Source organism: Pantoea sp. CTOTU46764 (assembly GCF_031974595.1).
GTDB lineage: Bacteria > Pseudomonadota > Gammaproteobacteria > Enterobacterales > Enterobacteriaceae > Pantoea > Pantoea trifolii.
In genome coordinates this window covers 26,124-37,539 of sequence record NZ_DALYOQ010000040.1, presented here as the reverse complement: position 1 = coordinate 37,539, position 11,416 = coordinate 26,124, and the positions used below count along the sequence as shown (strand labels likewise).

Below are 11,416 nucleotides of genomic sequence, written 5' to 3'. Positions count from 1 at the left end.
ACTCTGATGAGATAAACACCACGCGGCCCCAACCGCGTTTCACCATCTCCGGCAACAAAGCCCGCGACAGGCGCACGCCGGACATCACGTTGGTTTGCCAATAGGCATCCCAGGTGTCGTCATCCACTTGATAAAAATCCTGCGGACCGTAAATCCCGGCGTTATTCACCAGAATATCGATCGGCGGCAAACCGTTGAGCAGTTGCTTAACGCCCTGCGCACTGCCGAGATCGGCGATAAAGGTATGAATTTTCGCCCCCTGGACTAGGCCGTTGAGCTTCTCGCGCGCACGACTCACCGAGGCTTCACTGCGCCCGTTGAGCACCACTTCCGCCCCGCTGGCCGCCAGACCTTGTGCAATGGCAAAACCGATGCCGCCGGTTGATGCGGTAACTAAGGCTGTTTTTCCGTGTAGTTCGATATTCATCATGCTTTCCTCTGTGAGCGTAATCACAAAGCCTGGTTCAGGCAGAGGAAGATGCATTGACGAATCATGCGATGGCGGTGTCGGCCGCAGTGCTGATGCGCGTTCAGCCTGCTGCCGACAGGGTTCAACCCGAGGCCGATAAAGCCGGTTGAGCGCTGATTGGCAGCCGCAGTTGGCGCTGCAACCAGGCGCAGGCCGCCGCCTGGTCCGGGTTGCGCGCGTTAAGCTGCAACACCGGACCCAGCGCCATCGGCTGGGCGGTTTCCGCCAGCTTGCGCAGTTCTGGCAGATACTCTGCGCCCGGATGTCCCGGCATACGATCGGTCAAGCGTGCCTGATAACGCGCCACAGCGTCATCTGGCGTGATCGCCAGCCACAGCTCCAGCACCCGCGTCACGCCCGCCTGTTGCAATCCTTGCTGCAATACCGCTTTCGGCTGGAAGCCAAACCAGGCATCAATGACGTAGATGCAGCGCGTCGGTGCTTGCGCCACCACTTGCCAGATCGCCTGATACGCCGCACAACCTAACTGGCGATTGCGCAGGCGATCCACCGGCGCAAAGCTGGCCATAAACGGCTCTTTCAGGCTATCCAGCGTCAGTACCGGAAAGCCGAATTGCTCAGCCAGCGCGCGCGTCAGGGTGCTTTTGCCGGAAGCCGGAATGCCGTTCACCAGCACTACCATCTTCTCTTCAGTGTCGGTTGTCATAGGATCTCTATCACCTCCGCAGCACTGCTGGCGTTGCGCAAGCGCACCAGCGTCTCCTCATCTTCCAGCAGCGTGACAATCGCGCGGATGCCCTCTTCAATGTGGGCGTTGCTGTCACGCGCACCGAACATAATCACGATGTCGGCTTTGTCGCTGCCGTCGAACGAAATCGGCTCATCCAGTACGATCATGCTGAAACAATCTTTCAGCACGCCGCTTTCCGGCCGTGCATGAGGAATGGCGATGCCCTCCTCAAACACGTAATAAGCGCCATGCTCCATCGTGTTGGCGATCACCGCTTCCGGATAACTGGCTTTGATGTAACCGCCGTTCACCAGCGGCAGCGCCGCCAGCGCGATCACCTCGCGCCAATCCCTGGCGCTGATCCCCACCTGAATCGCACTTGCCTCCTGCAGCAGCTGTTTAATACTCATACTGCCTCCTTAAAATGATTTGCGAATGGTGTTGCGCAGTTCATCGATTTTGACAAACAGCGGATCAATTTCCTGACGAAAGCGGCGGCTTTTCGCAAAGATATTTAATGCACGATTATATTCCAGCATTAATTGTTTTTGCGTCTCTGTCGCCTGCGGATTATTGGCTAACTGTTGTTCCAGCTCGCTTATTTTTCCGCTGATGGTTTCAGCCTGAAGATCTATTTCCTGTAAATCCTGGCTCTTATTATCGGAGCCCTTTTTCAAGAATCCAAACATAGCGTCTCCTGCCCCGAATGGCGCCGGGCACCTCAGGTTATTACGTCATGAGTGAGTCGGAATTAGCGGAACAGCTGAATCTTTTCTACCAGCACATTGGTTACGGCATCGTTGGCCGGCACAAGGAAATTACGCACGCTGTCGTTGACCTTGCCCTTTTCAAACGTCTGCTTGCAGTTCGCAACCCACTGCACATTCATCTCGGTGCCGACGTTGACCTTCTCAATGCCGCTGCGCACCGCAAGACGCATATCTTCATCGCTAACACCGGTTCCGCCGTGCAGCACCAGCGGCGTTTTAGTGGCATCGGTGATATCCGCCAGGCGCTGATGCTGAATATGCGCTTTGCCGGTATACAAGCCGTGCACGGTACCGATGGAGATGGCCAGCATATCGACGCCGGTTTCATCGACAAAGCGTTTGGCTTCATCGACGGTGGTAAAGGCCGCATCATTCATTTCCACTTCTTTGCCATCTTCCGAGCCGCCAATCGCACCCAGTTCCGCTTCCACTGATACCGCCAGCGGGCGTGCCATATCAATAACACGACGCGTATTGGCGATGTTCTCTTCAATCGGCAAATGTGAGCCGTCATACATAATTGAACTGAAGCCTGCATCCAGCGCAGTTTGAATCGCGTCTAAATCCGAACAGTGATCGAGGTGCAAACAGGTCGGCACATTACGGCTTTCCGACAGTGAGCGAATGGCATCCACCAATAATTTATGTCCGAGATATTTCGCTGTACCGGTTGAGATCTGAATCATTAATGGACTGTTAGTTTTCTCCGCTGCTTTAAAAAAGGCGGGCAGCATTTCCAGACAGTGCAAATTAAAGGAACCGAGCGCTTTAAATTCACGTTCTTTAGCAACCTGTAACAGATCGGTAAAGTTATAAAGTTTCATGGAGCTTTTCCTCATGGGATTTAGACTTGGTGGATTTTCCGTTAACAAACCAGGCGATGAGAGTAATAAAGGCAATAAACAGCGCGACGAACAGCCAGTTATTCTGGAAGGCATGGCCGAGCACCAAACCGGTACTGATGACATCCGAATCACTGAAGGTGACGCCGGTAAAACCGTAGCTTTCCAGCATCGGCACCAGAATCGCCGGCAGGAAGGTGATGAACAGACCGTGCACGAAACCGCCGATCATCGCCCCGCGACGACCGCCGAGCGCATTACCAAACACGCCTGCGGTGCCACCGGCAAAGAAGTTGGTCAGCAGACCTGGCAGAATCATCGCCAGACCAAACATCGGGAACACCAGCATGCCCACCACCGAACCCAGCGTGGTGGCGAGGAAGCCGACGATCACAGCGTTCGGGGCGTACGGGAACATCACCGGGCAGTCGAGCGCCGGTTTTGCATCCGGCACCAGACGCATGGCAATGCCGCGGAAAGCTGGCACCAGTTCGTTCAGCAGCAGACGCACGCCGCTATAGAGCACGAACACACCGCACACGAACTGAATCGACTGCATAAAGGCGTACATCAGATAGTTCATGCCGTTGCTGTACTGGCCGATAAATTCCGGACCGGCGGCGACTGCAGGAATCAGGTACATCGGCACCATTACCACCGCCATCGACAGATAGGTGTCCTGCAGGAATTTAAAGTTGTCGGGCAGTTTGAGGTCTTCCGTGGAGCGCGAACCTTTGCCCACCACCTTCGCCACCGCCGCCGTAAGCAGGTAGCCGATGGTGCAGAAGTGACCGAGCGCCACGTCGTCGGAATCGGTGATACGACGCACCACCGGTTGTGCCAGCGCAGGCATCACGACCGCCATAATGCCGCCAAAGATGCCGCCGGTAAGGATCAGAGGTAAGCCTGTCAGCCCCGCTTTATAGCCAATCACCGCACCGATGGTCGCCATCCACAGCAGCGCCTGACCGGTCAGGAAGATGTATTTGAACGGTGTCAGACGGGCAATGATGATGTTGACGATAAAGATCACCAACAGCGTCAGCGCCACTTCTGAACCCAGCTCGCGGTTTGCTAACCCGGCAATGGCGGCAACGTCGGTGATATAACCCTGCATGCCAAAACCGTGGGTGAAAATGGTGTTCAGGAAGGTCAGCGTACCGACAATAATGTTGATACCGGCCATCATAATTAAGAAACCAAGCAGGGTTTTAAAGGTGCCTTCCACCACCTTGCCCGCCGATTTTTTTTGCAGTAGCAGACCAATCAGGGCAATAAAGGCGATCAATATTGATGCCTGCCCCAATAAGTCTTTTACCAGGAAGTCGATCACACTATTCATGATTAGCAACCTTTAAGTTACGTTCTTTCATAAACGCCACGATTTTCTCTTCAATTTCCGCTTTGTCGGTTAGCTTATTGAGAATAATCACCCGTTTGATCTGTTCCGGGCTGGCATCGGCATTTAACACATCAGCAAAGGCTTTCTGAGTTAAAATCATGTCGGATTTAAAGGCGTTGGCTTCAGAAATGGTGGTGTGATCGATATCAGCATCAATTTCGAGTTTCTTTAATACTGACTTGGCGCTCATCTCAATCGCAAAGCTTGAACCCAAACCACATCCACAGACACATAATATTTTCAGCATGGCTATTTCCTCACAGAATTTGCAGTTGTTTAGCGAGTTTATAATGATGCCCTTCCGTATCGACCAGGCGTTTTTTCATGCTTATTAAATCAATCGGAATCGGTCGATTACTGCCATTAATAATCACCGCTTTGTTGCGCATTCCCGACTGAATACAACGCGCGACTTCACTGGCCATAATGGTGCCCTGGTAAATCTCTTCACAGGTAGGATCGCCATTACGCAGGCCATAACCGATAATTGTTTTACGAATACGCACACCAATTAACGGTTCAATTTGTTTAATTAAGGTATCGATAGCGCCCTGAAAGCCCGGCGAATATTCACGGGTGTAGCCTTCCGAGCACAAAATAATGACGCTGTTCTGCGCCGCCAGCCGCTGGGTGATGCGCTCGGCCAGCTCTTGTGGTGCAATCTGGCATTCCGGGATCAGCGCGAAATCCGCATTGGATTTGATCGCCGACTGCAAGGTTAATTCCCCGCAATAACCGCCCAGCAGTTCCACCATAAACACACGACCGGTTAAGGCGCGGCCGGTATTGCGTAATTTCGCAACCTCTTTTAAAACCTGCTCACAGGCGGTGGAGAAACCGATGCTGTAATCACTGCCAAACACATCGTTATCGATGGTCATGCCGACGCCAAAACAGTTAACGCCAAATTCGCTTAGCGTATGCAGGAATTGTAATGAGCCATCGCCGCCCGCCATAATTAATACATCGATACGCAACGACTTAAGGTGTTTGGCGATGGTTTCATATTCCGGACGAATTAATTTTCTGCTGGTTCGTCCCGATTGCATTACCGGAATAGCGGCGATGGCGTAATCCACTAAATCGCGCTGGGATATTTCCTGGTGATTGTTTTCCAGTAATCCCGGAATGCCACCGTTAAATAACACTATTCCCGCCTGGGTTAAGCGCGATATTTGATACACAAAGTTATTAATCCCGGTGACATCGCCACCACTGATCACCATGCCAATTCTCATTGTCATCATCCTTTATACTGTGCGTCTGGAATTCATTCTTCCGATTAACGACATTGTTATTTGCAACGAATGTCACACTTTTGCGATGAATTCCCCGAGTGAGATCATTGACAGCATCCCATTCAGGCTAAATTCTGTGATATAAATCACACGCCACTTTTCACCTTAAACCATTAATAACAAATAAAATCATAGGGTTATATTTATTTTGCGCAGTAAAACCGGCGACTTAAATAAACACCCTGCTCGCTGTTTTTCTTTCGATCTATTTTGTGATTTCCCGCGCATTTTTATCGGTTCCTGAGGCTTATTCCGTATCAGATAAAGGGATAATGATTACGTGCGTTATTTATGCGTCAGGTCCAGTGAAGGATTGACTCAATGCCGATGCACTTGTCCAATACCGTGGCAGATAAAAATAAAGAAGAGAAAAGTGAGCATGCAGAAGGATATGTTGCGTCAGTTAGCAGAGGTGGTTGGCGAGAAACAGGTATTAACCCATGCGGATGATAAAGCCTGGTACATAAAGGGGTTCCGCGTCGGACGCGGTGAAGCGCTGGCGGTGGCGTTACCGCAAACGCTGTTGCAGCTGTGGCAAACGCTGCAGGTTTGCGTGGCGCACGATGTCATTGTGCTGATGCAGGCGTCGAATACCGGCGTCACCGGTGGCTCAACGCCCGACGGCAATGATTACGACCGCGATATCGTGATCATCAGCACCCGCCAGCTCAAAGGCGTGCAGGTGATTGATCAGGCGCGTCAGGTGATTGCTTTCCCTGGCACCACTTTGACTGAACTGGAGCACACCTTGCAGCCGCTGGGGCGTGAGCCGCACTCGGTGATTGGCTCGTCCTGCATCGGCGCGTCAGTGGTTGGCGGCATCTGTAATAATTCCGGTGGCTCACTGATTCGGCGCGGCCCCGCTTTCACTGAAAAATCCCTGTTCGCCCGCATTCACAACGATGGTCGTTTAGAGATGGTCAACCATCTCGGTATCGAGTTGGGCGACACACCTGAAGTGATGCTGGAAAACCTGACGCAGCAGCGCTATCAAACCGGTGAGCAATCCGACTGGCAGGGAAAAATCTGGGCGGATGATTATGCCGACCGACTGCGAGATGTGGCCGCAGATTCCCCTGCACGCTTCAATGGCGATTTGCGTTACCTGCACGACAGCTCAGGCAGCGCCGGTAAAGTGGTGGTGTTCGCCGTGCGCTTGCCGACCTTTGAAGCCAGCACCGGCAGCGATACTTTCTACATCGGCACTAACGATGAGAGCGTGCTGGTGGCGCTGCGCCGTTTCCTGCTAACCAAAATGAGCGAGCTGCCGCTGCAGGCGGAATATATTCATCGCAACGCCTTCGATTTAACCGTGCGCTACGCCAAGCATATGTATCTGGCAATCCGCAAACTGGGACCGCAGGCTATTCCGCAGATGATGGCCAATAAAGCTAAATGGGATGTGCGCGTCAGCCACCTGAAATTCCTGCCGCGCAATTTTATTGATCGGGTGCTGCAATTCTTCAACCAGCTGACGCCGAGCTTTATCGCACCGCGCATCATGGATTACCGCAGCGAGTATCAACATCATCTGATGATCAAAGTGGAGTCGCCGCAAACCGCTGAATTACTAAGCTTGTTACAGCAGTTCTTTGCTGAGCAGCCAGGCGGCTTTTTCCTCTGCAATGCGCGTGAAGCGGCGGATGCATTTTTAGTGCGTTTCGGCGTCGGCGGCTGCACTATTTCCTACTGCGATGCGCTGGGCTACAACCCCAACGAACGGCTGGTGGCGTTTGACGTGGCGCTGCGCCGCAATGATGACGCGTGGCGTTTGACGCTGCCGGATCATCTGGCAGCGCAGGTGCAGGTTGATTCGTGCTGCGGGCACTTCTTCTGCTTCGTCAATCATCAGGATTACGTGCTGAAGCCGGGCTACGACGCGAAAGTGTTTAAGGAAGAGGTGAAGCGCTATCTGGCGCAGCGCGGCGCGAAGTATCCCGCCGAGCACAATGTCGGACACCTCTATCAGGCATCGTGTGAACATGTCGAGCACTGGAAACAACTTGATCCGACCAACAGCTGTAACCCGGGGATTGGCAAAACCAGTAAGAAGAAGTTTTGGCGGGAGATGTAGCATCGGGGTTTCGTAGGGCGCGCATTTATGCGTACCTGGTCACCAAAATCAACCAGCGATGCCGTTCGCGCAGCAGGCGATGGTGCAGTTGCTGAAGCTGCGGCAGCGTCAGAGCCTGAATGGCAGCGCGATTGAGCGTCGCCAGGCCGTGCTGCTGGCGCAGGGTGTCGAGTGCGGCTTCGCCGTTGTCTTTGCTTATGCATTGCGTCAGTAAGCTTGCCTGCCATGCCGCCAGCTTTTCCGGCGAAATTGACGCGATCTCGGCAACCATCTCACGCATAAAGCGTTTGCAGTGACCCAGCAACGCGCGCCAGGTGCTATCCGGCGATTGCAGTGCCAGTATTAAGCCATCCACATCGGCCACCCGTTGATAACGCGCCGATACCACATAACCAATTTGCTGATCCACGCGCAGACGCTGGAAGAAGCGCGTTTCCAGCATCAGCGCCAGCACGCGCAAAGCGGCCAGGCTGGCATCGTCGGCGTGCGGTAACGGCATAAACAGCAGCAGCGCCTGATCGCGCCCGTCGCAGGCGATGGGCACGATGCCGTGTTGCAGTTGTGCCGGCGGCGTGTCGCGCGCCAGTTGCGGCGTAAAATCGCTGAGCAGATGCGCCACGCGCTGGCTTAATGCGGTATTGGTGCCGCACCATGCTGCCAGCCAGTGCGGCGAGGGCGAGGGCTTGATCAAGCGAGTAGGCAAAGCGGCGAGCAGCTGACGAATGACGATGGAGTGTGTTGTCGCTGCGGATTGTGCCAGCACCAGCGTGTTCAGCGCCTGTAATGCCTGATGCACGCTTAACAATGCGCGCTCTTCGGATGCGGGCAGATTGAGCAGCAGCTGCCAGCTTCCCTGCGTTGGTTGCCAACTGCCATTGCCGCCGGCGTGGCGCAGTTCCGCCAGCATCGGGCGCAACTGGCGCTGCCGCGCCTGCGCTTCTTCATCGCTCAAGGTTTGATAAAACGCCGGACGCAGCAGCAGCGTTTCGACCTGTTTTACCGGCGCAATAATCGGCAACTTTTCCGCCACGGGCGGAAGACGAGGGAGCTGAATGCCGCCTGAAGCGGGATAAAAGTGAAACGCTGCGGATTCTGACGCATCCGGCAATGCCGGCAGCCATTCAGCCAGCTGCAGGGTAAAGCCCTGCGTCTGATGCGGTGCGCCGTCGACGTGCTGCTGGGTGAGCAGACGCGTACACGGCCATTGCGGCAACGCGGCGGCAAAATCTGTGAAGTTTTCAGTAACCGCTGAGCCAGGCGCGAAGCCGAACGCGCGGCCGCGCAACTGTTCCAGCGGTGACAAAGCCGCGAAATCCTGCTGCGCGAGTTGCGCATAGTGCTGCAGCTGAATCGCATTGCATGCAGTTAACGCCGCCAGATGCTGCCAAACGCGTTGCTCAAGCTTTTGCGCCTGTGCCGATGAAATACGCCCGGCATTAAAACGCAGCGCCAGTAAGGCATGTTGTTCATCTTGCCATAACCATTGCACATCAAAGGTTTCGCATAACGCCTCAGCCCGCAATTGCGCCAGCAAACTGCCCGGCGCTTCGTCTTGCCAAAACACCTTAAGCAAGGTGACATTGTCACGTACCGTCTGTTCATCGCCCGCGATCAATAACGTCAGCCAGAAATTTTCTTCACCGCCTAATTGCAGCAAACGATCGCCGGGCAGCAGCGCAGGTTTAACAGCCGCAGCGCGCTCTCCGCCAGCCAGCAAGCTGCCGCCATAGCGTGTCGCCAGCTGCGTTAGCTCATCAAGCGATTGCGGCCCTTGCAGCCAAAGTTCCATATTTTCAGTGCGATAGAATCGGTGATGGAAATCGCGTAATGCGGATTGCAGCTCCGTGACATTGTCACCAAACGTACGCCGACTGCCGACGCGAAAGCGCTGAAAGCGTCCCTTTAGCTTATCTACGATGGCCGCTTCACTCAGCGTGTCGACATGGTTTAGCAGCAGTTGATACTCTGCCTCAATTACCGCTGCTTCCTGCTGAATCGCCTGCGTCGTCAGCAACGGGGACGCCAACATATCGCACAGCCGCTGCACGCCTGCAGACAATGCTGAAGCTGGGAGCTGAAAGAAATAGGCGCTGCGGCTCAACTGCGTGGTGGCATTCACCTGGCCGCCCTGCTGCTGCTGCCAGGGCATCAGGCGATGCTCGCCGTTAAAGTTTTCGCTGCCACAGAACAGCAGATGTTCCAGCAGATGCGCCAAACCCGGCCAGCGATCGGCTTCATCCAGACTGCCGGCCTGCACGCGCACCAACGCCGCCGCCTCACGCGCGTCGGGCTGATGATAAAGATGGCAGCGCAGGCCGTTGGTAAGCGTCAGCTGGCGCGTGTTCATCAGGTAACGCGCTGCTTGAAGATCAGTTCGGAGTTGCTGCGATTGCGGAACTGCAGCTGCTGGATTTTGATGTCGCTGCAGTTGGCTTCACGCCGTGCTTCGAGGATCTTGCCATGATGCGGCGATTTGCTGCACACCGGATCGGTGTTATCCGCATTGCCGGTCAGCATAAAGGCCTGACAGCGGCAGCCGCCAAAGTCTTTCTCTTTCTCATCGCAGGAGCGACAGGGTTCCGGCATCCAGTCAAAGCCGCGATAGCGGTTGAAACCAAACGAGTTATACCAGATATCGTCCAGCATGCGTTCCAGCACCGACGGGAACTCGACCGGCAGCTGACGCGCGCTGTGGCACGGCAACGCGGTGCCGTCTGGCGTGACGCTGAGGAAGATCGATCCCCAACCGCCCATGCAGGGTTTCGGACGCTCTTCGTAGTAATCCGGCGTCACGAACAGCAAATTGGTGAGATTACCGGTGGCGCTCATGCGCTGACGATAATCGGCCACCACCGCTTCAGCGTTGGCGATCTGCTCGCGCGTCGGTAGCAAACCTTCGCGATTGAGCTGCGCCCAGCCGTAGAATTGGCAAGTTGCCAGCTCGACATCGTCGGCTTCCAGTTCGATGCAGAGATCGATGATTTTGTCGATCTGGTCGATATTGTGGCGATGCAGCACGAAGTTCAGCACCATCGGATAGCCGTGTGCTTTCACCGCTTTTGCCATCTCCAGCTTCTGCTGGAAAGCCTTTTTCGACCCGGCCAGCGCGGCGTTGAGCGTTTCATCGCTGGCCTGGAAACTGATCTGAATATGATCGAGCCCGGCGTCAGCAAAGGCGTCGAGTTTTTTCGCCGTCAGGCCAATGCCGGAGGTGATCAGGTTGGTGTAGAAACCGAGATCGCGCGCGGCGCGAATCAGTTCCGGCAGGTCTTTGCGCGTCAGCGGTTCGCCGCCGGAAAAACCGAGCTGCACGCTGCCCATGGCGCGCGCCTGACGAAACACCTCAATCCACTGTTCGGTGGTCAGCTCTTTCTCCTGCTGGGAAAAATCCAGCGGATTGGAACAATACGGACACTGCAGCGGGCAGCGATAGGTCAGTTCTGCCAGCAGCCACAGCGGCGGCGTCACGCTTTTACTCGGGTTCACGACACTGTATCCATTTTTGTTCGATGGCTGATTGCAGGAACTCTTTAACGTCATCGCCGACGCCGCCCGCATCCAGGAAACGCGCATCCAGCGTGGCAACGATCGCCGCCACATCTTGTTTGCCATCCACCAGTTCGAGGATCGCCACCGCAGTTTCGTTCAGCTTGGCCATGCCTTCAGGATAGAGCACTACATGGCTGTCTTGCGCCGCTTCCCACTGCATGCGGTAGCCGCGACGGAAAGCCGGAATCACATTATCTTTCATGTTGTTATACCAGTCTTGTGCTGTGCCAGGACACCTGATCGGTGACCGTATGATAAGGCGGACGTTGCAGCGCATACGCCATGGTCATGGCATCCAGCATGGTCCAGAGAATATCGAGC

At 54.8% G+C, this 11,416-nt stretch carries 12 protein-coding genes and 1 pseudogene; 1 reads left to right on the top strand and 12 read right to left on the bottom strand.

Annotated elements, in window-relative coordinates; genetic code table 11:
- The 8 genes from RTM06_RS14225 to RTM06_RS14190 form a co-directional block, all read right to left on the bottom strand.
- Positions 1-427 (bottom strand): SDR family NAD(P)-dependent oxidoreductase (locus RTM06_RS14225; RefSeq protein WP_312182967.1); only part of this gene is annotated, 427 nt, incomplete at its 3' end.
- Positions 428-551: 124 nt separating this feature from the next.
- Complete coding sequence (locus tag RTM06_RS14220; RefSeq protein WP_265296847.1) at positions 552-1,136, bottom strand: ATP-binding protein; 585 nt, start codon at positions 1,134-1,136, stop codon at positions 552-554.
- A complete protein-coding gene (locus RTM06_RS14215) occupies positions 1,133-1,570 on the bottom strand; it encodes a PTS sugar transporter subunit IIA (RefSeq protein ID WP_312182964.1) in 438 nt (145 codons plus the stop codon). Before RTM06_RS14215 ends, RTM06_RS14220 begins: the two co-directional genes overlap by 4 nt.
- 9 nt (positions 1,571-1,579) lie before the next feature.
- On the bottom strand, positions 1,580-1,849 hold the full coding sequence (locus RTM06_RS14210) for a hypothetical protein (RefSeq protein ID WP_312182962.1): 270 nt from the start codon (positions 1,847-1,849) through the stop codon (positions 1,580-1,582).
- Positions 1,850-1,911: 62 nt separating this feature from the next.
- Complete coding sequence (locus tag RTM06_RS14205) at positions 1,912-2,754, bottom strand: ketose-bisphosphate aldolase (protein WP_008110083.1); 843 nt, start codon at positions 2,752-2,754, stop codon at positions 1,912-1,914.
- A complete protein-coding gene (locus RTM06_RS14200; RefSeq protein ID WP_008110085.1) occupies positions 2,741-4,114 on the bottom strand; it encodes a PTS sugar transporter subunit IIC in 1,374 nt (457 codons plus the stop codon). Before RTM06_RS14200 ends, RTM06_RS14205 begins: the two co-directional genes overlap by 14 nt.
- Positions 4,107-4,421, bottom strand: a complete 315-nt coding sequence (locus RTM06_RS14195; RefSeq protein WP_008110086.1) for a PTS sugar transporter subunit IIB — start codon at positions 4,419-4,421, stop codon at positions 4,107-4,109. The genes RTM06_RS14200 and RTM06_RS14195 overlap by 8 nt, the downstream gene beginning before the upstream one ends.
- A 10-nt stretch (positions 4,422-4,431) precedes the next feature.
- Complete coding sequence (locus RTM06_RS14190) at positions 4,432-5,412, bottom strand: 6-phosphofructokinase (protein WP_312182958.1); 981 nt, start codon at positions 5,410-5,412, stop codon at positions 4,432-4,434.
- A gap of 439 nt (positions 5,413-5,851) precedes the next feature.
- On the opposite strand from RTM06_RS14190, the gene dld reads away from it, so the two are divergent.
- Positions 5,852-7,546, top strand: a complete 1,695-nt coding sequence (gene dld, locus RTM06_RS14185; RefSeq protein ID WP_312182980.1) for a D-lactate dehydrogenase — start codon at positions 5,852-5,854, stop codon at positions 7,544-7,546.
- A gap of 25 nt (positions 7,547-7,571) precedes the next feature.
- Here dld and pqqF read toward each other — a convergent pair whose 3' ends face one another.
- From pqqF to RTM06_RS14165, 4 genes and pseudogenes are all read right to left on the bottom strand, one after another.
- Positions 7,572-9,893, bottom strand: a complete 2,322-nt coding sequence (pqqF, locus tag RTM06_RS14180; protein ID WP_312182956.1) for a pyrroloquinoline quinone biosynthesis protein PqqF — start codon at positions 9,891-9,893, stop codon at positions 7,572-7,574.
- On the bottom strand, positions 9,893-11,032 hold the full coding sequence (pqqE, locus tag RTM06_RS14175) for a pyrroloquinoline quinone biosynthesis protein PqqE (RefSeq protein WP_312182954.1): 1,140 nt from the start codon (positions 11,030-11,032) through the stop codon (positions 9,893-9,895). Before pqqE ends, pqqF begins: the two co-directional genes overlap by 1 nt.
- A complete protein-coding gene (pqqD, locus tag RTM06_RS14170; RefSeq protein ID WP_312182952.1) occupies positions 11,019-11,297 on the bottom strand; it encodes a pyrroloquinoline quinone biosynthesis peptide chaperone PqqD in 279 nt (92 codons plus the stop codon). Before pqqD ends, pqqE begins: the two co-directional genes overlap by 14 nt.
- A gap of 4 nt (positions 11,298-11,301) precedes the next feature.
- Positions 11,302-11,416: pseudogene (locus RTM06_RS14165) on the bottom strand (pyrroloquinoline quinone biosynthesis protein C); the annotation flags it as partial.

Bases quoted from the DNA above. Each gene is read 5' to 3' on its own strand.
- RTM06_RS14220 (WP_265296847.1), bottom strand. From the start codon at position 1,136: ATGACAACCGACACTGAAGAGAAGATGGTAGTGCTGGTGAACGGCATT.
- RTM06_RS14215 (WP_312182964.1), bottom strand. From the start codon at position 1,570: ATGAGTATTAAACAGCTGCTGCAGGAGGCAAGTGCGATTCAGGTGGGG.
- RTM06_RS14210 (WP_312182962.1), bottom strand. From the start codon at position 1,849: ATGTTTGGATTCTTGAAAAAGGGCTCCGATAATAAGAGCCAGGATTTA.
- RTM06_RS14205 (WP_008110083.1), bottom strand. From the start codon at position 2,754: ATGAAACTTTATAACTTTACCGATCTGTTACAGGTTGCTAAAGAACGT.
- RTM06_RS14200 (WP_008110085.1), bottom strand. From the start codon at position 4,114: ATGAATAGTGTGATCGACTTCCTGGTAAAAGACTTATTGGGGCAGGCA.
- RTM06_RS14195 (WP_008110086.1), bottom strand. From the start codon at position 4,421: ATGCTGAAAATATTATGTGTCTGTGGATGTGGTTTGGGTTCAAGCTTT.
- RTM06_RS14190 (WP_312182958.1), bottom strand. From the start codon at position 5,412: ATGAGAATTGGCATGGTGATCAGTGGTGGCGATGTCACCGGGATTAAT.
- dld (WP_312182980.1), top strand. From the start codon at position 5,852: ATGCAGAAGGATATGTTGCGTCAGTTAGCAGAGGTGGTTGGCGAGAAA.
- pqqF (WP_312182956.1), bottom strand. From the start codon at position 9,893: ATGAACACGCGCCAGCTGACGCTTACCAACGGCCTGCGCTGCCATCTT.
- pqqD (WP_312182952.1), bottom strand. From the start codon at position 11,297: ATGAAAGATAATGTGATTCCGGCTTTCCGTCGCGGCTACCGCATGCAG.